Below are 26,677 nucleotides of genomic sequence, written 5' to 3' on the forward strand. Positions count from 1 at the left end.
TCCGCGCTTGGACACTCTCTCCTTCAGACATCTCCCGACGGCCAGGCCTCCGGCGGGCAAAGAGGCGTTGCCCCTCTGCACTCCCCACCAGGGGTTACCCCCTGGACCCCGGTGAGGTGGAACGGCGGTGAGGTCGTGGGCTGGGGGCGGTGAAGTGGGTTGACGTTCTTACTCGGCTTTCGCTTCGCAGTTCGTCAGCACCACGAGCACATACGCCGTCACCAGATTCGGATCCCCCTCAAACCAACGGTCCGTCTGACTGTTCACCCAGCTCCCGTTCTCCTTCTGCGTCGACAACAGGTGCTCCGCCAGCTCCTTCCGCCAGTCGTGCTTCTTCCCCTCCGCATCCTCCAGCATGTCGATCTTCGAAGCCGTGAGCGCCTTCGAGAACAGGTAGTAGTAATAGTAGAGCCCGCTGTTCTCCATCCCCGGGTTCTCTTTCACCGTGTAGTTCTTGCGGATCCACTCCAGCGCCGCCTTCACCCGCTTATCGTCCTTATCGACCCCCGCATACAGCAGGCTCTTGAAGCCCGCATAGGTCATGCTCCCATACGACCGCAGCCCCCCTTCGCTGCCGCGACCGGCCGCGGAATTCCCCTGCCCGCCGCTCGAAATCGAGTAGAAGAACCCGCCGTCATTGATCTTCGCTGCGTCCGGCGACGTGTTGTGCTCGCTCTCCAGATTCTGGCACCGCGACACGAACACCACCGCCCGCTGCACGGCCGGATCGTCCGACTTGGCTCCCGCCGCCTGCAGCGCCTCCAGGAAGAAGGTCGTGTTCGACAGGTCCGGCCGCCCCCCATTGGGACCGTATCCCGCACCGCCGTACCGCGGATCGGATTTCTCGACCTGCTTCGACTCGTCGAACTGAATCCCGCGGAGGAACTTGTCCCCCTTGGTGATGATGTCGGTGTACTGTCCCGACTTGTTCGCCGCCGAAAGAGCCATCATGGCGATCGCCGTCTCATAGGCCGGGATGCGGCCGTTCGGCGGAGAGATCCGGCCGTCCGCCTGGGCGGAATCGGCGAGTTTCTTCAGCGCCTTGGCGACGACCGGATCATCGGCCGGGACGCCGGCGGTCAGGAGGCCATAGGTCACGAGGCCCGAGATGCCGAGCGCCTGCGGAGAGGTCCAGGTGCCGTCCTCGGCCTGCGTCTTCTTCAGGAACGCGATACCGTCGCTCTTGGCCTTGGCGACCTTCGCCGCGTCGGGACCGAGATCGGCCGCTGCCGCGGGAGACGGAGCGAGGAGGCACACGGCGTTGAGGGACACGGAGCTCACAAGAACCGGGGCACTCAGCAGACAGAGAGCGCGGGGAAGCCACTTCATCGTTCGCCTTCGAATCCAGCAGGAGGAGAGGGAAGAGCAACAGAGACGCGGGACAGCGCGAGGCCGCGACGACGGCGAGCACCGGCCGGAGGCGAGGCACCCTGGGGAGGTGTTTGCCTCGCGACGGACGTTGCCACCATGGTCGCGCCCCGCGAAAAACTCAAGCGGCAAAGGATGTGCCGCCCGCCGGATCACCGGGATTCCCCGGCAATCCCTCGCGACGGCTCCGCCGCTCCCCGCCAGGGGGCGAACGATTGGCCGGGGGTGGCGATTCTTCGGTCGCTCGACCGACCGAGCCGGAGCGGTAGCGATTCCGGCGAACGTGTAGGGGGCATGAAGACGGACGGCATCGCCTCTCAGCTCTTCCCCCGGACGGCGAAGATCCAGAGGACGATCAGACCGCCGCCGCCGCACAGGACGAGGGCCCAGGTGGGGAGAGGGGGCGGATGCGGATCGTCCGGCGGCGCGGGAGGAGCGGCCTGCTGTTCGGCCAGCCTCTTCGCCCGCCGCTCCGCCATCATCACCTGGAAGTTGTCGTGCAGCTTGTCGTAGAGTCGTCGCCCTTCTTCGCCTCCGGCGATGAAGTCGGGACGCGTTTCCGCCGTCACCGCAGTCCCGGACGGAAACGCCGGTTGGAACTGTTCGATGTCGACCGAGTCGGGCAGCCGCGCGTCATCGACCTGGATCGGCCAGGTCTCGTGGTTCGACTCCCGGACGGCGGAGCGGGGGAGCCAGACCGGAGCCTCCCCTTCGGCCGCCAGGTTCTGAAACTCGCGGACCGTGAGCTGCCACTCCCAGCCCGACGTGGCGGAGCCGGAGAGGGGAGACCAGTTCAGGTCGATGAACTCGATCCGCGACGGCAGCCCGCCCTGCGCCAGGTCGAGCCACGCCGCGATCTGGTAGCGGGGACCGCTCCCCTGCTCCCCCCGGATCGCTCCCGAGCGGATCCGCGCGGCGGGGGACCCTCCGTACATCCCGGCCTCCTCCAGCTCCGTCATCGGATCGGCGAGGACCGACGAAAGAGACGTCTTCTCCCAGATTCGTAGCCCCAGGAGATCGCGGATTGTCAGGAGGTGCCGGTCCCGAGGCTGGAAGCTGATGGAGCCGGTCGGCGGCTGGAGCCAGTTCAGGCTGTGTCGCGTCGTGTGCCACCATTCTCCGTGATGCTTGCCGTCGAAGCCGATCCAGTGGTCCCATTCGGTCCGGCCGGTGTCGCTTCTCCCGTGTTCCGCATGGGCGAAGCGGTCTCCATCGAGGAGCGAGCGGACATCGAACCGCGTGCCGAGCTCCAACCCCGGCTCCATGAAGTTCGGAGGAAGTGGTTCGCGACGCGCCTTTTCATAATGAACGACGCACTCCAGCCGGCTCAACCGGACGAGGCTGGCCTCGTAGGCCTCCCGCACCTGGGCGAGCGTGGTTCCGGTTGGCTCGGCCGCCGGGGCGACGGAGGGGAAGAGGAGACAGAGCAGAAGGAACGTCGCGAGCCGTCCGGTCGATGCGGCGGTGCGAGGACCCGAAGGGCAATCCGGTGCGGCGACGGTCGAGAGCATAGACGCGGGATCCTCTTCGACGGGCCACTCAGTTCGCCGACCGGGTCGCGAACTTCCACAGGACCAGCACACCGAGCCCTCCGCACAGGACGAGAGTCCAGGGAGGGAACGACGGCGCGTCGGGAGCCTTTCCGGATGCCGAACCGGGCCGCTCGCTCCTGGCGCGGTTGCGGGCCTGCACTTCCTTCAGGACCGCCTGATAGCGTTCTCGCTGTTCGGCGTGGAGACGCTCCCCCTCGGGGCCGCCGACGATGGAGTGGCCGCCGAGATCGTCCTGCACCCGGGTCCCCGGCTGGAACGCCGGACGAAAGCGTTCGATCGGAAGGATCTCGGGGAGCCGAGCCTCCTCGACGCGGATCGACCAGTTCTCATAGCGAAGCCGTTTCGCCCCCCGTCGCGGAAGCCACGTGGCGTGGTCCGAGTCCTCCGTCAGGTTCTGGAACTCCGAAACGGTGAGCCGCCACTCGTTCACGGAGGTGGGTGAGTTGGCCGCGGGGATCCATTCCGGGTCGACGTAGTCCAGCCGGCGGGGAAGTCCGCCGTGCGACAGATCGAGCCAGGCGACGATCTGGAACTGGTGACGGCTCCCCTCGGGGAGTCTCATCGTCCCCGAGCGAATCCTCGCGCACGGCGCGCCCTCCACCTCCTCGACCTGTTCGAGAACGGTCTCCGGATCCTGGAGGATGGTCGAGAGCGTGATGGTCTGGAGGATCGGCGATCCCAGCAGATTGCGGATCGTCAGGACGGGCGGATCGCGCGACTCCACGCCGGCGTAGCCGTTCAGCGGCGGAATGAGATCCTGACTGTGTCCGAGGGTGTGCCACCACTCTCCGTAGTGGGAGCCGTCGAAGCCGGTCCAGTGGCGGATCTCGGTCCGCCCGGAGTCGCTCTTGGTGATCTCGTCGTGGGCAAACCGATCGCCGTCGAGGAGCGTGTAGACGGTATGGAGCGGGACCTGTTCTGTCTCCGCCTCCGTCGCGTTCTGCGGGTGAGGCTCGCGCGGCCTCTGCTCGAAGCGGATGGTGCATTCGAGCCGGCTCAGCCGGGCGAGGCTGGCTTCGTACTGATCGCGGACGGACGCGAGCGTGACATCGGGGGCGTCGGCTCGTGTCGCGGAGGTCCAGGCGATCGACAGCAGAAGGACGAAGAACCGCCAGCCCGGGGGAGCGGTTCCGGTCTCACGACGACCATCGAGCGCGACGGCGGACATGGCGGCTCTGCAACGGTTTTTGAAGTCGCCGTGACTCCTGTCGGCGGACGCATCCCACTCGATCGTTCGGCAGCGGCGGCCTCGCCGGCTCGCGGCGAGGCTCTGCGCGGTCGCCTCAATAGGTCGGCAACCGGTTTCCGGACGCCGGCTCGGACGGGAAAGGGACCGCAGTGGTCGGCGGGATACCGCGGCTGTTCGATGGGACGTACGGCGAGGACGGGAATGTTGCGGGCATGCCGGGGGCAGCGGCGATTGGCTGGTCCGTCTCGGGGATGATCTGAACCGCCCCGATGGCGCTCCGGGCGGCCATCGTTTCCGGGTACTCCGTCATCAAGTCCTTGAGTTGTTTCCGAAGGGCCTGGAGCTTCGTCCAGCTCTCCTGTTCCCGCTGATGGGCTCGTTCCGCGTCGAGTTCCTTCACCAGATCCTCGGGAGAGAGGGCGTCGATCCGCTGTTCACGGAGGGCTTTGAGCTCGCCCCGCAACTTCTCAAGCTCTTCGGGGTTGGTCGGAAGCGGCAGGTTCTTGTCTTCATAGGCGACCCGGATGACGGCGACCTTCTGTGTCTTCATCCCCGCAACGGGGCGATCCTCATAGACGACGTGGGGGATCGCCTTGCGGATGACGACGCGAGGATTCGGCTGGTCCTCGGGGCGGTTGGTTGTCTCTTTCGCCGGCGCGGAGCGATTTGCAGGAATACCGTCCGGCTCGCCCGGGGCGGAGCTGCGCGCTTCGTCCTTTGGATTGTCTGCCATCAGGGGGGATGTCCTGAAGCCCAGCAGGCCGCCGCCCGCCGCGATCGCCGCGCCGCACACCATCGACGTCAGAAGCATCCGTCGCATTTGCCCACCTCCGTTTTGGGACCCGATTGAGGGGGCATGGTCGCATGCCGGATGTGTTCGGAGCAAGAGCGGGTGTGGAGGAGGACGAAGCCTAGCCGGGGTCCAGGGGGTACCCCTGGTGGGGAGTGCAGAGGGGCAACGCCCCTTTGCCCGCCGGAGGCCTGGCCGTCGGACACTGTCTGAAGGAGAGAGTATCCAAGCGCGGACACCGTGCCGTATGCCCCTCACCAACCCGCGGGGATTCCAGGGCGAGCGGTGAGTCCTCAACGCCGGTACCACAAAGGGGACGTCCGTTGTGTACCACGGTTCCTCACAGGAGTGCCTCCGGCGGCAAGGGTCTGTGTTGTTTTTCTGGCCCTTGACCCCGGCTGCCGTCGCACGTTGGGTTTGAGCTATGGAGGTCGCGCCGGCAAGAACACGGTTCCAGTCCCTCCTCCTCTTCCCTCAATTCCTCCCATCAGAGGTCACTTCCCGGTCGGCCCCGGCTACAATGACCCCGCAAGCAGTCCACGATGGTGTGTGCGGCGATCTCCCTCGCGGCATCCCCCTTTCGTCCCCGAAGGGTCTTCGATACCCGCAGGGACGGCGGCGCGGGTGCAGGAGCCGGGCGGAGCGCTCGAAACCTGGAGGAGATCTATGACCGATTCGAACAGTCGTCGTCAGTTCCTGAAGTCCACCGCGCTCGGTGGCATGGCGTGGTCCGCCGCAGACTGGGGATTCCTCGGCCGCCTGCCGGTCGCCTCCGCCGATGAGCTCAAGGCGAGCGGCGGACGCGTGACCTTCCAGCCCGACATCGAACCGCTCGTCCGCCTCCTCGAAGAGACCCCCCGCGAACGGGTCCTCGAACAGGTCTCGCAACAGATCCGCGGCGGCGCCACCTACGCCCAGGTCCTGGCCGCCCTCCAGCTCGCCGGCATCCGCAACGTTCAGCCCCGGCCATCGGTCGGGTTCAAGTTCCACAGCGTCCTCGTCGTCAACTCCTGCCACCTCGCCGCGATGGCCGGACCGGAGAACGAACGCTGGCTCCCGATCTTCTGGGCCATCGACTACTTCAAGTCCGCCCAGGCCGAAGAGAAGTCCAAGACCGGCTGGCAGATGCCGGCCGTCAACGAATCCCGCGTGCCGAAGGGACCGGCCGCCGTCGCCCAGTTCACCGAGGCGATGGACCAGTGGGACGTCGAGAAGGCGGACGCCGCGACCGCCGGCCTCGTCCGGTCGCTGAAGCCGCAGGAGATCTTCCACCAGTTCGCCCGCTACGCCGCCCGCGACTTCCGGTCGATCGGCCACAAGGCGATCTTCCTCGCCAACGCCTGGCGGACGCTCGAAGTCATCGGCTGGGACCACGCCGAGCCGATCCTCCGCTCGCTCGCCTTTGCGATGCTCTCGCACGGCAACGAGCCGAACCCCGGCCAGAGCGACCTGGAGGCGGACCGCCCCTGGCGGCAGAACGCCGGCCTGGCGGTCGGGACGTGGGAGCCGGGTCGAGTCGACGCCGCCGCAAGCCGCGACCTGATCTGGACGATGCGGACCGCGTCGCCGGTTGAAGCCTCGAAGGCGGCGGTCGACGTCTTGAAGTCGGGAGCCGATCTCGCCAGCGTGTGGGACGGGATCTTCCTGGGAGCGGGCGAGCTCCTGATGCGGCAGCCGGGGATCGTCGGCCTGCACGGGCTGACGACCGCCAACGCCGTCCACTACATCTGGCGGAACGTGAAGGACGATGAAGTCCTCCGCCAGCGGCTCGTCCTCCAGGCCTGCTCGTTCAACGCCATGTTCCGCGACGCGGCGTCCGGCCGCGGCAAGCTGGCCGAACTGCGGATCGAAGACGTCGCCCCGCAGGGGGGCGTCTCCGGCGGACCGTTCACCGTCGAAGAGATCCTGAGCGACATCTCGTCCGACCGCCTGCGGGCCGGACGCAAGCTGCACGACTACCTGGCGCAGGGGGGCGATGCGAAGTCGGTCATCGACGCCGCCCGCCGCCTGATCTTCCAGAAGGGCCGCGACGCCCACGACTACAAGTTCAGCTCCGCGGTCCTGGAAGACTTCCATCATGTCAGCCCGGCACTGCGGAACCAGTTCCTGGCGCTGGCCGTCTTCAACCTCAAGGGGACCGGCGACCGCGACAGCAACCTGATCGATCGGACCCGGTCGGCGCTGACTTCGTAGTCAAGGTTCCCGCGACGATGTGGCAAGGGCGTTCAACGTGTGTGGACGCCCTTTGCCATTGGATGCGCGGAAACTGCCAAGATCTCGCCCGAGACGATATGGAGTGTCGCGGTGGATGATTTGTCATCGGCCCGAACTGACGTAGCTCGGGGGCTTCGTGCCTACGGATTGCTGGCAGTCATCGGAGTGTTTCTTGGGCCTGTGGTCTCGGTCATCACCGGAATCATCGTCTTCCGTCAGACCGTCCCGGATGCTGTTCTGTTGTCCAATCGACTGTGGTGGCGGTCAATGATCTTGGTGGCCATCAGCAGCTCATCCGTTCTGTCGGCGAGCGGATGGGCGACGTATGCAGTGAGATCCCAGGTTCCATTTGCCGCCAACACTGTGATCGTGTTTGCGGGGTCAGTCGTGGCGTGGTTCAGTCTCCGCGAGTTGTCGCCGTATGCACATCGCTACTGGTTGTCGCAGGATCCGCTTGTCGCCCATCAGGAACTCGTGGTTTTGTGGTTGCCCTCGTTCGTCATTGGGATCTTGATTTCAGCGATGTATGCAGCCGGCTCAAAGGGGACATTGAAGTAGGGAAGTCGAATCATCGGCCCGCTGGCGGGGCCGGAGGATTCGATCTCCAGGAGATCGTGATCATGATCCCGCAGCAGATCGCGGAGTTTCTGGAGGCCCGGCGCGGGGCGTACCAGGATCCGGAAGCCTACCGGCGGATTCGCCAGGCGCTCCGGGCGCTCGATCGGGCCGACGTCCTGCCCCACTTCGAAGCCCGGATGCGGGATCCCGACCTAGAAGTCCGCGCCCAGGCGATCGAAGGCCTGACGTTGCTGTATGGAAACGACGCCACTCCGACCATCCTGCCGCGGCTGGACGACGAGTCCGAGACCGTCCGGTGGGTCGTGTGCGGATGCCTGCATGACTATGGCGATGGCCGCGCGCTGGCGGGTTTGCTGGAACGGCTGCGGCGCGATCCCGACGCTTCCGTGCGCGGTGCGGCGGCCAGCGCGCTGGGGCAGATCGGCGATCCCGCGGTGCTTCCACAGCTCTTCACGGCGTGGCAGTCCGACCATGAGGTGGACCCCCTGGGGTATACGCCGTCGGGTCAGGCGGGCGGGGCCATTTCGGACCTGTTGCGACGCTGGGTGATCCGGCATGTTCAGGGGGCGTCTCCCAGGCTCTTCGACGAGACGACGCCGACGGGACGTCTCGAGGGGCGCGTCACCGCCGAGGCGATTCCGTTCGACGAGCAGGGCCGCCTCTTCCACACCGCACGGTATCGGCACCTGACCCCTTCCGAGTGCGGATACGGTTTGAGCACGAAAATGGACCTGGTGACGCCGCTGGTCGCTCCCTTTGAAGTCGAGGTCGTGTCCGACGATCCCCATTGCCGTCTCGGTCGAACCTTCGTCTTTCAGGAACTCCCCGACGACGACGAGACCAACTGGGCGGTCCACACGATTCTCTCCGCGCCCATGCGGACTCCGGACGGGAATTGACCGGAGAGCCGGGCGGCATGGGACAAGTTCGCATCCCAAACGGAACGAGGGCGTCCGCAACCGCGAACGCCCTCGTCTTCGTTGATCCCTAGTCTCTAGACCCGAGTCCCTCGAACTTCTCTTCAGGCCTTCGGTTCCCAGCCCTTCTCGTAGCTGCGGGTCCAGTACTTCATGGCTTCGGGATCGTCCTGGATGCGGCCGGTCGCCGGGTCGCAGTGGAGCGTGCGGCCGGTGCGGTGGGCGATGTTGCCGAGGTGGCAGAGCATCGTTGTCCGGTGGCCTTCCAGGATCTCGGAGTTGAGGGCCAGCGGCTTGTCGTTGCGGATCGCCTCGACGAGGTTCAGGGCGTGCTCCGTGTCGTTCCGCTTGTGGGTCTTCTCTTCGATGACCTTGTCGTTCTTGTCGTAGATCCGGTACGTCCCGGACTCGTCGATCTCCATCGAGCCCGCTTCACCGTAGACGTGGACGAAGCCTTTGGCGTGCTTGTTACAGCTCAGGCCTTCCCAGGTGATCGAGCCGGCGTCGCCGAACTCGTAGGTCACGGTCTGGGTGTCCGGGGTCTGCTGGTCGTCCTTGAAGCGGTAGCGGCCGCCGGCGGAGAGGACCTTGGTCGGGAGGTCGACGCCGAGGGCCCAGCGGGAGATGTCGATCGAGTGGACGCCGTTGTTGCCGAGCTCGCCGTTGCCCCAGTCCCAGAACCAGTGCCAGTTGTAGTGGATCCGTCCTTCGACGTACGGGGCGCGGGGAGCGGGGCCCTGCCAGAGTTCGTAGTCGAGGGTCTTGGGGGGCGTGGTCTCGGCGCCGAGGACGGTGGTCGGGCGGAGGTTGCTGTACCAGGAACGGGAGTGGTACGGGCGGCCGATCGCTCCGTCCTTGATCTTGGCGATCGCTTCGATGAAGCCGGGGGCGCTGCGGCGCTGGTTCCCCATCTGGACCGCCCGCTTGTGCTTGCGGGAGGCTTCGACGAGGACTTCCCCTTCGTGCGGGTTGTGGCTGCAGGGCTTCTCGACGTAGACGTGCTTGCCGGCGGAGCAGCCGAGGATGGCGGCGGGGGCGTGCCAGTGGTTGGGGGCGGCGACGACGAGGATGTCGACGGACTTGTCGTCGAGCATCTTGCGGAAGTCGCTGACCGGTGTGGCGGTTTGTCCGGTGTTCTTTTCGATCTCCTTATGTCCGGCGGCGAGGCGTTCGCTGTCGGTGTCGCAGACGTAGGCGACGACGACGCCGGGGATCTTGGCGAAGCTCTGGGCGACGGAGCGTCCGCGGCCCATGCCCATGACGCCGATGCGGATTTCGTTGGAGGGGGCCTGGGCGTGGAGGAAGCCGGGGGTGGTGGCGGCCATGGCTCCGAAGGCGAGGGAGCGGGTGAGGAATTCGCGGCGCGGGAGGGGTTGGGACATGGGGAGATCTCCGGGATCGGTGTCGGCGCGGGGCGCGACGGAGGATGGCAGGGAGCGCGAAGGGGCGGGACGAGGCGTTCTGGTCGAAGGAGGCGTTCGCGGCAGGCGCTCTTGGTTCACACCTTACGCAACAGTGCTGGCTGATGCCACCGGCGGGGCGTGATTTCGGGGGGCTCGAACCGCGTCCCTGCCGGCACGGCTCTGCCACGTCAAACCCATCGTGCGACGGCAGTCTGGGGTCAAGGGGGCCACGCCCCCTTGCCGCCGGAGGCGCTTCCATGAGGAACCGTGGTAAGTAACGGACGTCCCCTTTGGAATCCCCGCGGGTTGGTGAGGGGCATCCGGCACGGTATCCGCGCTTGGCTACTCACTCCTTCAGACATCTCTCGACGAGAGGGCCTCCGGCGGGCAAGGGGCATTCTGCCCCCTGCACCCCCTGACCAGGGTGCCCCTGGACCCGGATAACGTGGTGAGACCAGAGGGCCCGGTATCAGGAGGGATCGTAAGTCGCTGATGTCAGACCAACAACGCGGGGTCCGCTTTGGGATGAGGTGGCAGCCTTGACTCGCTCCGTAGTCCTTCTTCGCTGGCGACCGATCGGCGTTTTCTCATCCGAAGGACGGCGCGACGGCATCCATCACCGCTGATGAATGGGGTGCGCCCGAAGCGATCATTTTGGGGGCTACTGCACCAACAGTTGGCGACCCATCCGACGAACGCCGATGCGTCCACTCCCCCCATTTTGCACGCAACGACCGGTTGATTCGACACTTTGGGAATCCGTCCCCGCGCGACATCTTCAAGCATTGAAACCCAGGCACGCTTGTTGCAACATCCCGCTCCCGTGGTCGGTTCTAGACTCTACGACGAATCGACGTTGGCTGATGAATTGCAGGGGTTCGTGAGAATTCCTCCGCATGTTCATCGGGGCCACACGAAGGACGGATGGAATGTCCGCCTCGTCACACTGGTCTTCGAGGAATCAGGGATGGTTCAACAGAAGTAGTGGAAAAAGGCGCGCGGACCGCGCCCTGTGTCAGGAGAATTGCGGATGCCATCACTTACCGATCTTCGCCGTCGTATCGCTGTCCCTCGTGCTGCTCTTGAACAACCCGCCGGGACCGAAGAGTCCCTGGTGACTGACACCCGCTGCCGCATCTCGCCGATCCAGGCCGTCGAGTCGAAGCTCTCCTCGATCCTTCGCCGCGCTGAAGAACGTCTCTCGCAGAGCGTCCGGTAACGCCGGGCCGCTCTCCAATTCGAATGTCTCAAGAGCCACGTGTTCGCGCGTGGCTCTTGTTTTAGGGGCTGACCGGATATGCGGGTGTTGTCGCCACATTGCGTGGGGATGGCACGGCTTGCGCATGAGCGGGAGGCGTGTCCTCCCCCCATTCGGACGACCGATCCGGTCGCCCCGCCCGACCTGCCGGCGAAGTGCCTCGGCCCGGCGGGTCCCGCCCCTCTGATGGATCGACATGACCAGCGCCCCCACCGTCTCCGGTCCCCAGGCAGACGACACGCTCTACATTCACCCCAGCGACTTTGCTTATCGCGGCGAGCTCTACAGCTTTGAGCACCTGATGGCCCACGCCGTCGACCTGGCGGGGTCGCTCAAGACCGACGCTTCGGTCCAGGATGCTCCCGAGTTCCGCTCCCGCTTCTCCGAGAATGCCGAGTTCCTCAAGGAAGCGAACCGGACTCTCGCCCGCGGCGCGCGCGATGGCGACCCGGTCACCCCCGACACCCAGTGGCTGCTCGACAACTTCTACGTCGTCGAAGAGCAGCTCCGGCAGATCCAGGAGGACCTTCCCGCCTCCTACTTCCGCGAACTCCCCAAGCTCTCCAGCGGCGAGCCGCGGATCCATCGCCTGGCCCTCGAACTGGTGACGCACACCGACAGCGTTCTCGACCAGGGGACGATCGTCGAGTTCATCCGCCGCTTCCAGGCGGTCGCCCCGCTCTCGATCGGCGAGGTGTGGGCCATTCCGATCATGTTCCGGCTGGTGCTCGTCGAGAACCTGCGGCGGCTCTCCGCCCAGATGCTGAAGATGAAACGCTGCCGCGAGCTGGCGCACCGGCTGGCGGACGAGTGGCAGGGGGGAGACCGCCTGCCGCCGGCGCTCGACACCGACCGCCGCAACCCGCAGCTCATCCTGCAGGTCCTGGGGGTGGTCCGCGAGTGCGCGCCCGACCAGATCGTCCGGCTGGCGACGCTCGAACAGCTCGTCCATCACCGCTTCCCCGGGACGCACGACCTCCTCCGCGAAGAGCATCAGCGGCAGGCGGTCAATCAGGTCTCGGTCGGCAACGTCATCACCAGCATGCGGCTGTTGTCCGCGACCGACTGGGAGACGTTCTTCGAGGAGACGAGCCTCGCCGAGCAGATCCTGCGGCGCGATCCGGCGGGGGTTTATCCCCGGATGGATTTCGAAAGCCGCGACCGCTACCGGCACATCGTCGAGCGGCTGGCGAAGCGGTCCGGACGGACCGATGCCGAAGTCGCCGAGATGGTCGTCCGGCGGTCCGCCTCGATCGTCGGAGCGGCGTCGTCGGTCGGCGTCACGCCGGTCGGAGCGTCGCCCGCTGTTGTCCATGACGATCCCCGCTCGCACGTCGGCTACTGGCTGGTCGGCGAAGGACAGGATGCGTTCGTGGAGCAGGTCGGCTACGCGCGGAAGTTCGGCGAACGGATCCTCCGGACCTTCGCCCGGAAGCCGTCGGCCACCTTCTTTACCTCCGTCATCGGGATCACGGTCCTCGGCACGCTGCTGACCGGGATCGTCGCCGCCAAACTCCTCGGCGGACCGTGGATCGCGCTGCTGCTGGCGATCGTCTCGATCCTCCCGTGGTCGGAAGTCGCGGTGCTGGCGACGAACCTGTTCGTCACGCACGTCATGCCGCCGCGGGTCCTGCCGAAGCTCGAGCTCAAGGACGGGGTCCCGTCCGAGTACCGGACGATCGTCGTCATCCCCTCGATGCTGAGCGGAGCGGGGGAGATCGACTCGCTCGTCAGCCGGCTCGAGATGCACGCCATCGCCAACCCCGAGCCCAACGTCACCTATGCGCTGCTGACCGACTTCACGGACGCCGATGCCGAAAGCCTCCCCCGCGATGCCGACCTGGTCCGCCGGGCGGTCGAGGGGATCCGGACGCTCAATGAGCGGTACGGCCAGGACGGACGGGGACCGTTCTACCTGTTCCACCGCAGCCGCCGCTGGAACCCCGTCGCCAAGGTCTGGATGGGCTGGGAGCGGAAGCGCGGCAAGCTGATGGAGTTCAACGCCCTCCTCCGCGGCGCGAAGGAGACCACGTACACGACGATCGAAGGGGATCTCCCCGCGCTTCTCGGTCCGAACGGCGTCTCCGACATCCAGTTCGTGATTACGCTGGACGCCGATACGCAGCTGCCGTTCGGCACCGCGCGGAAGATGATCGGGACGCTGGCCCACATCCTGAACCGCCCGCAGGTCAGCCCGGACGGGAGCTGCCTCAAGCACGGCTACACGATCCTTCAGCCCCGCGTCAGCGTTCATCTCGCGGACGGCAACCGCTCGTGGTACTCGCGGATCTTCGCCCACGGCAAGGGGCTCGACCCCTATGCCTCGGCCGCCTCGGACGTCTATCAAGATCTCTTCGGCGAAGGGAGTTTCACGGGGAAGGGGATCTACGACCTCAACGCCTTTGAGACCGTCCTCCACGGGGCGTTCCCCGAGAACACGATTCTCAGCCACGACCTGATCGAAGGCTGTCACGTCCGGGTCGGGCTCGTCTCGGACATTGAGCTGATCGACGGCTTCCCGATGCGGTACGACGCCGACCTGCGGCGGCAGCACCGCTGGGTCCGCGGCGACTGGCAGATCGCGCCGTGGCTCTTCGGCCGCGTGCCGTCGCTCACCGGCGACCGCGCGAACCGGCTGTCGCTCCTCTCGAAGTGGAAGATCTTCGACAACCTCCGTCGCAGCGTCGTGGCGCCGCTCGTGATGGCGCTGCTGATCCTCGGCTGGTTCCTCGCTCCGCAGGGGGCGTGGTGGTGGACCGGGATCGGGGTGCTGACGATCGGGTTCCCGCTCTTCGGCGGTCTTGCGACGTCGCTCTGGGGACTGTTCCGCACGAGCGAGCCGCTCTCCCATCTCCGGTCCTCGGGGCTCGACCTGGGACGGTCGTTCGTCCGGACCTATATCCACATGAGCCTGCTGCCGCACCGCGCGCTGCTCATGGTCGACGCCATCGCCCGCACGATCCACCGCGTGACGCGGTCCCGCGCCCGGATGCTCGAATGGGAGACCGCGGCGGCGGTCGACCAGCGGCTCGGACAGAGCCGCAAGCCGATCTACGTGAAGCTCTGGCCGCTCCCGGCCCTGGCGATCGCGCTCGCCTTCCTGCTGCCGACCGCGGCGCTCGTCCCCGCGGCGATCTGGCTCGTGGCGTGGCTGACCGGGCCGCTCGTGGCGCATGTCATCAGCCAGCCGCTCCACCGGAAGGCTCCCGAGTTCACCGCGGAGCAGAAGCTCTGGCTGCGGCACATCGCCCGCAAGACCTGGTTCTGGTTCGAGTGCATGGTCGGACCGCGGACGAACTGGCTCCCGCCCGACAACTTCCAGGAGTACCCGCAGGCGAAGCTCGCCGAGCGGATCTCGCCGACGAACGAAGGCCTGTACCTCACGTCGGGGCTCGTCGCCCGGGACTTCGGCTTCCTCGGCCTGCACGGGCTCGTCGAAGGGTGGGAGAAGAACCTCGCCACGTGGTCGAACCTCGAGAAGTTCCACGGCCACTTCTACAACTGGTACGAGACCAGCAACGTCCAGCCGCTCCGGCCGCGATACATCTCGACGGTCGACAGCGGGAACCTGGCCGCCTGCTTCCTCGTCATCAAGACCGGGACCGCCGACCTCCTCCAGGCTCCGGTCTTCAGCCCGGCCCAGTGGGACGGGCTGAAGGACACGGCGTTCCTGGTGGCGGACAGCATCCGGCACCTGCGGCGGTCGCTCGGGAAGGCGCATCCGCCGGCGTTCGACCGGATGGCGAACGCCTTCGAAGAGTTCCAGGGGACCTTCCAGACCTGCCCCGTCTCGCTCGTCGAGTGGAATACGACGGTCAAGGGGTGGAAGACGCACCGGGCGGCCCTCAACGTCGCCAACCTGGCGCTGCTGAGCGACGAGTCATTCCCGGCCGACGACCTGCGGACCGCGGTCGACATCCTGATCCAGCATCTCGACGGCCTCGAAGAGGACCGCCTGACGCTGCTGGCCTGGGCCGATGCGCTCCCCGCCGCCCTGCCGCTGCACGACGGTCCCGAAGTGGAGGCGGCGGCCGATGCCGTCACCCGCTGCTGGCTGCGGCTGCGGAAGGAACTGAGCCAGGCGAACTCGCCGCAGCGGCTCGCCGCGATCGCCGGCGTCACGGCGCCGCTCGTCTCGGAGCTGGAGAGCCTCACGTCGGCCCAGCCGCAGGAAACCCGGGCCGCGCTCCACACGCAGTTTGAGACCCTGAAGACCGCTCTCGAGCGGACCTCGCAGGGGGCGGCCGCGCTCGTCGCCCGCTATGACGCCGTCGCGGCGCACTGCGAGTCGCTCGCGCTCGGGATGCAGTTCGAGTTCCTCTACAACCCGCAGCGGCGGCTGTTCGCCATCGGCTACAACCTCGAGGACGACCGCCTCGACCGCTCGCACTACGACATGCTCTGCTCGGAGGCCCGCCTCACCAGCTTCGTCGCCATCGCCAAGGGGGACGTTCCGGCCCGGCACTGGTTCCAGCTCGGACGCTCCGCCACCTACTCCGCCGGACAGCTCGGGCTGCTCTCGTGGGGGGGGACGATGTTCGAGTTCCTCATGCCGGTCCTGTTCCAGAAGTGGTACCCCGGCTCCCTCATCGCCCAGGCGTGCCAGACCGCGGTCGCCCGGCAGCGGCAGTACGGGAACAGCCTCGGCATTCCGTGGGGAGTGTCGGAGTCCGCCTTCGCGTCGCTCGCCACGAACCTCGACTACCAGTACCAGTCGTTCGGCGTCCCGGGGCTCGGCCTCAAGCGGGGGCTCAGCGACGACCGGGTCGTCGCGCCCTACGCCACGCTGCTCGCGCTGCCGATCGCGCCGCAGGAGGCGTACGCCAACCTGCACCGCCTGGAGGCCGAAGGGGGCCTGGGGGTGTGGGGCTTCTATGACGCTATCGAGTTCACGCCGGAGCGGGTTCCGGTCAACCGCCGCTCCGTCCCGGTCCGCTGCTACATGGCGCACCACCAGGGGATGGGACTGAACGCCCTGGCGAACGTCCTGATGGACAGCTCGCTCCCGCGGCGGTTCCACGCCCATCCGCTGATCCGCGCCAGCGAGCTGCTGCTCCAGGAGAAGGTTCCGGACGGTCCGCCGATCATCATGCCGCACGAGGACGAGACCGAAGTGGTCCACGTCGCTCCGGCGAGCGTCGAGATCGTGGCCCGCCGGATGGGGGGCTGGGACTCGGCCCGGCCGCGGACGCACCTGCTCTCGAACGGCCGGTACTCCGTCATGGTGACCGACACCGGCGGCGGATCGAGCACGATGGGGGACGTGGCGGTGACCCGCTTCCGCCCCGACAACACCCGCGACCAGTGGGGACAGTTCCTCTATCTGCGGGACCTCGCGACGAACCGCGTCTGGTCCCCGACGTACCAGCCGACCTGCGCGACGCCGGACGCGTACGAGATCACCTACGCCATCGACAAGGCGGAGTTCCGCCGCCTCGACGGCGAGCTGGAGACGCTCTACGAAGTCACGGTCTGCCCGGAGAACCAGGTCGAGGTCCGGCAGCTGCGGCTCGTGAACCACGGCTCCGAGGAGCGGGTGATCGAGATCACGAGCTACGCCGAGATCGCGCTCTGCCCCCAGGCGGCGGACCTGGCGCATCCCGCCTTCCAGAAGCTGTTCGTCGAGACCGAATACGTTCCCGGCGAGACCGCGCTCATCGCCCGCCGCCGTCCCCGCGACTTGAAGCAGCAGCCGCTGTGGGGGGTGCATGTCCTGTCGTGTGCGGACGCTCACGGCCAGGACATCCAGTTCGAGACGAGCCGGGCGAACTTCCTCGGCCGGGGCTGCACGCCCCGCGCGCCGCAGGCGCTCGACCCCGGAACGCGGCTCAGCGGGACGGTCGGGATCGTTCTCGATCCGATCTTCTCGTTGCGGTGCAAGGTCCGGGTTCCGGCCGAGAGCAGCGTCGTCGTCGCCTTCACGACCGGCGTGGCCCAGACGCGGGATGAGGCGCTCCGCGTCGCCGACCAGTACCACGACCTCCGCGGCGTGCAGCGGGCCTTTGAGCTCGCGTGGGCGTACAACCAGGTCAACCTGCACCACCTCCAGATGACGGCGGCCCGCGCCCAGCGGTTCCAGCGGCTGGCGTCGTCGCTGATCTTCCCCGATCCGATCCTCCGCGGACCGCAGCAGTCGATCCGCCTGAACCGGCAGGGGCAGAACGGCCTGTGGCGGTTCGGGATCTCCGGCGACCGGACGATCCTCCTCGTTCGCGTGAGCGAGCAGGACCAGGTCGAGTTCGTGCAGGAGCTGGCCCAGGGGCGGCGGTACTGGGAGTCGCTCGGACTCCATATCGACCTCGTGGTCCTCAACGAGCTGCCCGGCAGCTACTTCGACGAGCTTCAGGAACAGCTGCAGCGGCTGGCGGGGGACTCGCATCGTCCCGGCGGCGGAACGGCGGTCTTTACGATCCGCGCTGCGCAGATCACGGCGGAGGACCGCTACCTCCTCGAATCGGCGGCGGCGATCGTGGTCGATGCCCGCCGCGGGTGGGCCAACTTCACCCCCGCTCCCGCTCCCGCGGCCGCGCCGAAGCCGGCCGAGAAGACCGAGGGAGCGAAGCCGGCCGTCAAGGGACCGCATCGCAACCTTGCGATCGGCTCGCAGTCGCCGATCAAGGAGTTCGCTCCGCACGAGCGGGCCGCCACCACGGGCCGCGGATCGGAATCCGGTTCTCGCTCGGAAGCCCGCGAGTCCCTCCAGTTCTGGAACGGGACGGGGGGCTTCACGGGGGATGGCCGGGAGTACCGGATGTTCCTGGAAAGCCGGGCGGTCCCGCCGATGCCGTGGTCGAACGTCATCGCCAACCCGCGGTTCGGCTGCCTCGTGACCGAGTCCGGCGGCGGCTACACGTGGGCGGAGAACAGCCGCGAGAACAAGCTCACGGCGTGGTCGAACGACCCGGTCATCGATCCGCCGGCCGAGCAGATCTTCATCCGCGACGAGAAGTCGGGCGACCTGTGGACCGCCGTTCCCGGCCCGCGCTCCGCGCACCGGTCGGTCGAGGTCCATCACGGACAGGGGTATTCGCGGTTCCTGCACTCAGCGCAGGGGCTGGAGCATGAGCTGCGGATCTCGATCGCGCCCGACGCGCCGGTGAAGTTCAGCTGCCTCAAGCTCCGGAACCGGTCCGATCTTCCCCGCGAGCTGTCGGTCACCTGTTACGCCGAGTTCGTCCTCGGGGTGACGCGGGACCAGTCGCGGATGTTCCTCGTGACGGACGTCGATCCCGAGACCCGGGCGCTCCTCGTCCGCAACTCGTACCATCCGGACTACCCGGATCAGGTGGCGTTCCTGCAGGTCCTCTCGCTCAACCGCTCGGTGACCGGCGACCGCGAGGAGTTCTGGGGCCGCAATGCGCATCCGCAGCGTCCGGCGGCGCTCCTCCATCCGGGCGAACTGGCAAGGAAGATCGGACCTGGCTTCGATCCCTGCGGGGCGATCCAGACGACCGTTTCGATCCCGGCCGGGGAAGAGGTGGAGGTCGTGTTCCTGCTCGGCAGCGGTCAGGACCGGGCGGAAGCGCAGTCGCTGCTGCACCGGTTCAACACGCCGCACGCCGTTCACTCCGCGATGCAGCAGACCCGCGAGGTGTGGACCGACGTGACCGAGACGGTGCAGGTCAAGACGCCGAGCCCGGCGCTCGATCTCCTGGTCAATCACTGGCTGGTCTATCAGGTCCTGAGCTGCCGGGTCTGGGGGCGGTCCGCCTTCTACCAGTCCGGCGGGGCGTACGGGTTCCGCGATCAGCTCCAGGACGTAATGGCGGCGGTCTACAGCCGGCCGGGCGTGGCGCGGGAGCAGATCCTGCGGGCGGCCGCGCGGCAGTTCGTCGAAGGGGACGTGCAGCACTGGTGGCATCCGCCGGGGGGACGGGGGACGCGGACGCGGTTCTCCGACGACCTGTTGTGGCTGCCGCTCGTCGTCGCGCACTACGTCGGTGTCACGGGGGACCGGACGGTTCTCGACGAGATCGTTCCGTTCATCCGTTCGCCGCTCCTCCGGCCGGACGAGCACGAGCGGTATGAGCAGCCTTCGCCCGCGGGGGAAGAGTCCTCGGTCTACGACCACTGCCTGCGGACGCTCGACCGCGGCTTCACGAGCGGCCCGCACGGCCTACCGCTCATGGGGTGCGGCGACTGGAACGACGGGATGAACAAGGTGGGCGAAGGGGGGCAGGGGGAGAGTGTGTGGGTGGGGTGGTTCCTGCTCGTGCTGCTCGACCGCTTCCTTCCGGTGATGGAGGAGCGTGGCGATCACGAGCTGGCGCAGCAGTACCGGCAGAAGACGGTGGCGCTGCGGCAGTCTCTGGAGAGCCAGGCGTGGGATGGCGAGTGGTATCGCCGGGCGTTCTTCGACGACGGGACGCCGCTGGGCTCTCGGGAGAACGACGAGTGCCAGATCGATTCGCTGGCCCAGACGTGGGCGGTGTTCGCCGAGGCCGATCCGGAGCGGACGGACCAGGCGCTGTCGGCGGTGCTGGAACGTCTTGTCGATGAGCGGCTGAAGCTGGTGAAGCTGTTTGATCCGCCGTTCGACAAGACGGAGCTCGATCCTGGCTATATCAAGGGGTATCTGCCGGGGGTGCGGGAGAACGGCGGCCAGTACACGCACGCGGTGCTGTGGCTGATCCAGGCGCTCGTCCAGAAGGGGCGGGGGGCGGAGGCGATGCGGATCTTTGATCTCATCAATCCCGTTCGCCACGCGGCGAGTCCCGAGGGGGTCCGGACGTATCAGGTGGAGCCTTACGTAGTGGCGGCGGATGTGTATTCCGTCGATCCGCATGGCGGGCGCGGGGGGTGGACGTGGTACACGGGGTCCGCGGCGTGGACGTATCGGGCGGCGCTGGAGTCGATTCTGGGGCTGCGGGTGCGGGAGGGGACGGTTTCGTTCGAGCCTTGTGTTCCGCCGGAGTGGGGTGAGTTTGAGGTTCGGATGCGGCGGGGGACGACGACCTGGGTGTTCAAGGTGGTCCCTGGTCATGATGAGGAGTCGGCGGAGGCGTTTGATCCGGCGAGCAATCGGTTCACGTTGGTGGAGGATGGTCAGGAGCACCGGATTACGGTGCATGTGCCGAATGGGCGTGGGGGGGATGTGCGTCGGGACGGGGAGGAGTCCGCGGATGCGGTGAGAGCGGAGGAGCGCGGAAGTTAGAGGGGGTCAAAGAGCCGGGGTCCAGGGGGTCACCCCTGGCGGGGAGTGCAGAGGGGCAACGCCCCTTTGCCCGCCGGAGGGCTGGCCGTCGAGAGATGTCTGAAGGAGCGCGTGTCCAAACGCGGACGTAGTGCCGGATGCCCCCTCACCAACCCGCGGCGATTGTGGAGTGAGCGGTGAAGGGTGAGGGACTCCCTGTTGGAATTCAGCCTTCAGGCTGTCCGCTGCGTGGTCTTCGAACAGATTGCGTCCAGCGGGGTACGCTGAAGCGTGAACTTCAACGGCGGTTGCAGCCCGTTTGGTCACTCCGGAGATTGGACCTTCTCCGTCGGGGCTCAGACGCCGGGTAATGCTTTCGCTCACGAGGAAGTCTGGACATTGAGTCTGGTCAATTCGCCTCTATACCGACTCACCAACTCCACCAAGCATTCTTCCATCGACCGAAAGTCGATCTTTTTCGCCAACTTGGGCTTCACGGACCGGATGTACTCCATGCTGAACAGGAGCCCTTCACAAATGACGTCCGCAACTCGCCCGCGATCGTCCCTTTCAATCCCGATGTCGACCGACAAATACCTTCCACGTCGATCGACATCCAGATAACCGATCCCCGAGAGTTCGTACTGATTGACCTCACCGTCCACCCTGAGGATGAAGGCCAACTCGGGATAAGGAAATCCCTCGAATCGCAGTCCTTGGCTGGCGACCTGCAAGGCTTTGAAATGAGGTAGCACAGCCGTTGCCGCATCCTGTCCACCGAACTGCGCAGAGAATCCGATTTCCGATGAAGTCATGATCGTTACCCTTGCAGAGCCCTTCGCGCCTGCCTGCTCACGTCCGACCGGCTTCGTCGCCTTGCCATTCCCTCTCGATGGCGCTTCGAGCTAGGGAGTTTAGAGATTGAGGGGGGCGTTTCCTCAGGAGATTGGCATCTTCGGATTCTCTGCAAACCGGTCAGGGAAGGCCACGATGTCCAGACGCCACACTCTCACCGACGCGCCGTGGAACCAGATTGCCGGTGTTGTCTGGCTCGCCGCCCTCATCATGGACATCTTGTGATTGTCCACACCGCCTCGCTCGAAACGCGAACGAGGGAATCCACACTTCATACCCTCGCTGGCGCGTCGGGCTGGTGTGCGGGGCCACTGAGAACTCAGTTCCAGCGGGCGACCATGCGGTGCGCTTCGTCGATCATCAGATTGACCGTCGAACGCTCTCCTTCCGGAGCATTCGTAAGGCACTCTTCGAGCATGTCGATCGCCGCACCCGGACGGCCGGACTTCATCGTCGCGTAAGCCAGATCGCGACGGGCGGCGTACGAGCAGGGGTTCAGAAGCACGAGCCGGTGCTGCACCGTCCGCAGCCCGCGCCAGTCCTTCCGGCAGAGGAACAGGTTCCGGAGATTGTTGAGCATCCGCTCAATGATCGTCCGGGCGGAGGCGACCCGCAGCGTCGGCTTAATCCGGGCTACGGAAAGACCGGTCAATTCTTTGAGCCACGAGACGCATTCGATCTGCGTCATCGTCCGGCCGGCATGGAACGGATCGACGAAGATCGGCCCCGCCGGAGAATCGTCGCAACGACAGAGGAAATGCTGCGGGCTCGAGACCCCCTGCAGACTGATCCCGACCTTCTCCGCCAAGGCGATGTAGAGGATCGACAGGGAGATCGGCAGGCCGAAACGGTTGGCGATCACCGAGTCGAGAAAGCTTCCCTCGGCGGTGCAGGTGGCCATGGCCGAACCGCGGAAGCCGAGTGTCTCGGTCATGAAGACGCAGAACGCCTGCAGGCCTTCATCGGCGTCGGCCGTGCGGAGGATCTGGGGACGCAACGTCTGGGCCTGCTGGTCCAGCCATGCGTCGACCCCCTCGAAGTCGATGTCGTTGTGGAAATCGCGGGCGACCTCAAGGGCCGCCTCGGTCAGATCCACGTTGGCATCATGCCGAAGGAGACGTTGGAACTGCACATCGCGATCGAAGGATGAGCTGTCGAGCGGATCCATAATTCCAGGACGAAGGACGCAGGACGGACATCCGGAGTGATACCGCCAATTGTAGACCTCCGCCACGGCGATCTCGACTGGAAAAGTCCGGGAGGGCAGAACTTGCCGTAGTGTTAAGAAACTCGCGGCTGTGGCAGTTCGTGCCGATGGTTGCTCGGGCTTGTTCGGAGGTCCGGGTTTGTCCGGAGTTTTTGGGGGGGCGGTGACATCGCGACGCTCGCCCTGAAATCGTCGCGGGTTGGTGTGGGGGCATACGGCACGGGGGCCGCGCTTGGGCACGATCTCCTTCAGACATCTCTCGACGAGAGGGCCTCCGGCGGGCAAAGGGGCGTTGCCCCTCTGCACTCCCCACCAGGGTGCCCCCTGGACCCGGTGAGGGCCAGCGAGGCTGCGGTGCGCGTATGCTGCGCTTCTCCGTTGCCTTCACATTGGAAGGCGCGCGCACAGCCATCCGACACACAGGAGAGGCATCCACCCGCCATCCACGGTAGACTATCCAGACTGCAAAACGCGGCCGTGCGGGAATTGATCGGGAGACATGACGACCAGAGCGGGCCAGCGCCCCCGCTCCGCCGGTGACCATCTCATGCCGATGACGTTCGACGAGTTCTGTACCGAACTGATCGAAAGCGGACTGCTTTCGAAGGAAGACGTCGCGCGCACCTGGGAGTCCTCCGGAGCCGCCGACGCCGAGACGATGGCCCGCGTGCTCGTGAAGGCCAAACTTCTCACCGCCTACCAGGCCCAGCAGGCCTACGCCCGCCGCGGCAAGTCCCTGATCCTGGGGAACTACCTCATCCTGGACAAGATCGGCCAAGGAGGGATGGGGATGGTCCTCAAGGCCCGCCACCGCCGCATGGACCGAATCGTCGCCCTCAAGGTCCTCTCCCCCAACCTGGTGAAGCTCCCCGAACTCCTCTCACGCTTCCACCGCGAGGTTAAAGCGGCGGCCCGGCTCGAACACCCCAACATCGTCACCGCCTACGACGCCGACGAGTCCCGCGGGACGCACTTCTTCGTCATGCAGTTTGTCGACGGCAGCGACCTGCAGTCCCTCATCAAGAGGAAGGGGGCCGTCTCCGTTGAAGAGGGAATGAACTGCATCCTCCAGGCGGCCCGAGGCCTGGAGTTCGCGCACAAACAGGGAGTCATCCACCGCGACATCAAGCCCGCCAACCTGCTCCTCGACCACAACGGGACCGTCAAGATCCTCGACATGGGGCTGGCCCGCATCGAAGGGGACGTCGGGACGCAGGCGGAACTCACGAGCACCGGCGCCGTGATGGGGACCGTGGACTACATGGCCCCCGAACAGGCCCTCAGCACCAAGAACGCCGACGCCCGCAGCGACATCTACTCCCTGGGTGTGACGCTCTGGTTCCTGCTGACCGCCCGGCCGCTCTTCGGCGGGGACTCGGTCATGGCCCGGCTGCTGGCCCACCGCGAGTCCCCCATCCCCTCGCTCCGCGGTTCCCGCGGAGACGTCCCGCCGGCGCTCGACGCGGTCTTCCAGCGGATGGTTGCCAAGAAGGCGACGGACCGCTTCCAGACGATGACCGAAGTCATGACGGCGCTCGAACGGGCCCGCGAGAAGCCGAATGAGGTGGCCAGCGGGAATCCGTCCGACATCGTCCCGATCCTGACGGTCCCGCCATCGGAGAGCGAGAAGTTCAACGACTTCCTGGGGATCTTCGACGGCGGGACCGACTCGCCGCCGACCGCTCAGGGGACCGCCGGTGCGACGAAGGCGGCCGCGGGGCGGGGAACCGGTAAGAAACGGGCGGCGGCATTCGACGTCACCTCGATGGCGGGGCAGGCGACCGACACCGACCCGACGACGCTCACCCGGATGGCACCGGCCGGAGCCACGGGACGGTCGAGCACCGCCCTCGATCCGTGGCGGCAGAACCGGGCGATCCAGGCGGTCTCCGCCGTGGCCGCGCTCGGACTCATCGTCGGTTTTGTCCTGTGGGTCCGCGGTCTCAGTTCGCGGGGACCAGCGGCGCCTGGCAACGGCGCGAACGTCGCCTCGGCTGGGGCGACGCCGAGCGGCGCAGTGACCGTTCCCGCCGGCGCGGGAGCGAACGATGGCTCATTGGCGGCCGGTACGCCCTCGACCGCCCCCTCCGCGGGAAGCGGCACGCCGGGGGCTGACTTCTCCCTGGCGTTCGACGGCCGCAGCCACGTGGCCCTGCCGGACTTCGACGTGACGAGCACCGGCTCCCTCACGATCGAGCTGACGGTGCAGGTCGACGCTCCGCGAAACGCCGACTCGCAGGGGAACCGGATGGGGTCGATCCTCTCGAACAAGCAGGGGCCCGGCCTGGGGTTCGTCGCCAAAGAGCAGGGGCTGATGTTCGAGTGCGGCAACCCGATGGGGCAGATCGTCGCCACCGACATCCTGACCTACCCGGGGCTCCCCTGGCAGCGCGGGACGCTGCGCGTCGCGGCGGTCGTCGACGGCGCGGCAAAGGTCATCCGGCTGTTCGTCGACGGCAAGCTCGTGGAGTCGAAGCCGCTCGCCGCTCCGCTGGCCAAAGCCAGGTTCCCGTTCATGATCGGGGCCGATCCCAACGACAGCGGCAACGCCGGCCTCCAGCTCGTGGGGCGGGTCGACGAGATCCGGATCTCCAACACGGCCCGCTATCGCGAGGACTATCCGGTCGTGAATCGGTTCGAGCCGGACTTTGCGACGCTGGCGCTCTATCACTGCGACGACGGGACTGGGACCCAGCTTCAGGACTCGTCCGGGCGGGGGAGGCATGGCCGTCTCTTCGGCGCGATGTGGAACACGGGGATGTCGACCGCGGCCGCCTCGCCCTCGCCGCCGCCCTCCTCCGCGGTCGTTGCGACGCCGGCTCCAGCCACCCAGACGCCGCCTCTCGGCGCCGGCTGGAAGGAGCTGTTCGATGGCCGGTCGGTGTCCGGCTGGCGGGGAGACACCTCGCTCCTCAAGGTCGAGAACGGCGTGCTGGTCAACGAGAACCGCCGCGGGGTCGTCATGGTTCCCGGGCAGTTCGACGACTTCGAGGTGTCGATCGACTTCCGGCTGTCGTCGGGGGGGAACAGCGGCCTGGGGATCCGTTATGGCGGGACGGGCGACCCGGCCTTCACCGGGCTCGAGGTCCAGATGCTGGACGACGAGTCGTACAAGGCGATCACGCCCGATCAGCGGTGCGGCTCGATCTTCCGTCTCGCCGCGGCGCGGACGGGGTTCTATCGCCGCTGGCCGGAGTGGAACACGATGGCGGTGTCGGCCATCCGCGACGATCTCACGGTGCGGATGAACGGGACGGTCGTCGTCCAGACGACCCGTACGGCGCTGCAGGGGACGAATCCCCGTCATGCCGGGCTGGCGGCGGTGTCGGGGGCGATCTGTCTGTGTCCGATCGCGGGGCGAAGCGAGTACCGGAACTTCCGCGTGCGGCCGGCCGATTCTCAGGCCGCTGCTCCCGGGGGCTCGCTGCCGCGGCTGGCGGCGGGGGACTATGCCCTCGAGTTTGACGGGGCGACGTCGAGCGTGTGGATCCCGGCGCTTCGCTATCAGGGCGCGACGCCGCTCACCCTGGAAGCTCGGGTGCGGCCTCTTCCCTTTGCTCCCCTTCCGGGCGAGCCCAAGTACACGGTGGTCGGCGACATCCAGAAGGGCGGGGTCGGCCTGCAGACCTGGCGGGGAACGGGTTGGACCTTCATGGTGAACGACGGCAACCCGGGCAGTTCGCTCGGGTACCGCCATGTCCACTCGGACGTGAAGCCGGAGGATCACCGGACGGTCCATCTTGCCGGGACGCTGGAGGGGGGACAGTTCCGGCTGTATGTCGACGGGAAGCTGCAGGCGCAGCGCGGGTCGCTGGGAGGTCGACTTATCCCCTCTCCCTTTCCGATGGTCATCGGTGCCGATCCGTTCGATGACCGTTCCGCTCAACACTTCTTTTGCGGGCTGATCGACGAGGTCCGGTTTTCGAAGGTGGTTCGTTACCGGGGGGACTTTGAGCCGCTTCCTCCTGACGGGCGGTTTGCTGCGGATTCGGACACGCTGGCGCTTTATCACTTTGATGAGGGGACGGGGGCGGTGGCGATGGATTCGTCGGGGAATGGTCTGCACGGGCAGGTCCGTTCCGCGACATGGAGGAATGCGGCGGTCATGCGCTGACCGCGTCCTTGCCGGCACGGCTCTGTTAGCTCAAGCCCATCGTGCCACGGCAGCCTGGGGTCAAGGGGCCAAAAAACAACACAGGACCCCTTGCCGC

The 26,677-nt window shown here is 66.8% G+C and carries 12 protein-coding genes; 5 read left to right on the forward strand and 7 right to left on the reverse strand.

Annotated elements, in window-relative coordinates; all coding sequences use genetic code 11:
* Positions 1–168: 168 nt before the first annotated feature.
* The 4 genes from VT03_RS23190 to VT03_RS23205 form a co-directional block, all read right to left on the reverse strand.
* Positions 169–1,329: a prenyltransferase/squalene oxidase repeat-containing protein gene (locus VT03_RS23190; RefSeq protein WP_231870496.1), complete on the reverse strand. Its 1,161-nt coding sequence runs from the start codon at positions 1,327–1,329 to the stop codon at positions 169–171.
* Positions 1,330–1,685: 356 nt separating this feature from the next.
* Positions 1,686–2,879 (reverse strand): hypothetical protein, encoded by a 1,194-nt coding sequence (locus tag VT03_RS23195; RefSeq protein ID WP_075095203.1) that lies wholly within the window; start codon positions 2,877–2,879, stop codon positions 1,686–1,688.
* A 28-nt stretch (positions 2,880–2,907) separates the two neighbouring features.
* Complete coding sequence (locus tag VT03_RS23200; RefSeq protein ID WP_075095204.1) at positions 2,908–4,089, reverse strand: hypothetical protein; 1,182 nt, start codon at positions 4,087–4,089, stop codon at positions 2,908–2,910.
* Positions 4,090–4,204: 115 nt separating this feature from the next.
* Positions 4,205–4,930 carry a hypothetical protein gene (locus VT03_RS23205; protein ID WP_075095205.1) on the reverse strand — a complete coding sequence of 242 codons (726 nt, stop codon included), beginning with the start codon at positions 4,928–4,930 and terminating at the stop codon, positions 4,205–4,207.
* A gap of 636 nt (positions 4,931–5,566) precedes the next feature.
* On the opposite strand from VT03_RS23205, the gene VT03_RS23210 reads away from it, so the two are divergent.
* From VT03_RS23210 to VT03_RS23220, 3 genes are all read left to right on the forward strand, one after another.
* Positions 5,567–7,093: a hypothetical protein gene (locus VT03_RS23210; protein WP_075095206.1), complete on the forward strand. Its 1,527-nt coding sequence runs from the start codon at positions 5,567–5,569 to the stop codon at positions 7,091–7,093.
* A gap of 168 nt (positions 7,094–7,261) precedes the next feature.
* Positions 7,262–7,672 (forward strand): hypothetical protein, encoded by a 411-nt coding sequence (locus tag VT03_RS23215; RefSeq protein WP_075095207.1) that lies wholly within the window; start codon positions 7,262–7,264, stop codon positions 7,670–7,672.
* A 62-nt stretch (positions 7,673–7,734) separates the two neighbouring features.
* Complete coding sequence (locus tag VT03_RS23220; RefSeq protein ID WP_075095208.1) at positions 7,735–8,592, forward strand: HEAT repeat domain-containing protein; 858 nt, start codon at positions 7,735–7,737, stop codon at positions 8,590–8,592.
* Between the two features lie 122 nt (positions 8,593–8,714).
* Here the strand turns inward: VT03_RS23220 and VT03_RS23225 are convergent, their stop codons facing one another.
* Positions 8,715–9,992: a Gfo/Idh/MocA family protein gene (locus VT03_RS23225; protein WP_075095209.1), complete on the reverse strand. Its 1,278-nt coding sequence runs from the start codon at positions 9,990–9,992 to the stop codon at positions 8,715–8,717.
* A 1,475-nt stretch (positions 9,993–11,467) separates the two neighbouring features.
* Here VT03_RS23225 and VT03_RS23230 point away from each other — a divergent pair.
* On the forward strand, positions 11,468–20,425 hold the full coding sequence (locus VT03_RS23230) for a GH36-type glycosyl hydrolase domain-containing protein (RefSeq protein ID WP_075095210.1): 8,958 nt from the start codon (positions 11,468–11,470) through the stop codon (positions 20,423–20,425).
* Between the two features lie 359 nt (positions 20,426–20,784).
* On the opposite strand, the gene VT03_RS23235 is transcribed toward VT03_RS23230, so the two are convergent.
* Together VT03_RS23235 and VT03_RS23240 are read right to left on the reverse strand one after the other, a co-directional pair.
* Positions 20,785–21,219 (reverse strand): hypothetical protein, encoded by a 435-nt coding sequence (locus tag VT03_RS23235; RefSeq protein ID WP_075095211.1) that lies wholly within the window; start codon positions 21,217–21,219, stop codon positions 20,785–20,787.
* A 359-nt stretch (positions 21,220–21,578) separates the two neighbouring features.
* Complete coding sequence (locus tag VT03_RS23240) at positions 21,579–22,355, reverse strand: SirB1 family protein (protein WP_197489058.1); 777 nt, start codon at positions 22,353–22,355, stop codon at positions 21,579–21,581.
* Positions 22,356–22,965: 610 nt separating this feature from the next.
* Between VT03_RS23240 and VT03_RS23245 the strand changes: the two genes are divergently transcribed.
* Complete coding sequence (locus tag VT03_RS23245) at positions 22,966–26,580, forward strand: protein kinase domain-containing protein (RefSeq protein WP_075095213.1); 3,615 nt, start codon at positions 22,966–22,968, stop codon at positions 26,578–26,580.
* Positions 26,581–26,677: the final 97 nt, after the last annotated feature.

This window comes from Planctomyces sp. SH-PL14, assembly GCF_001610835.1.
Classification (GTDB): domain Bacteria; phylum Planctomycetota; class Planctomycetia; order Planctomycetales; family Planctomycetaceae; genus Planctomyces_A.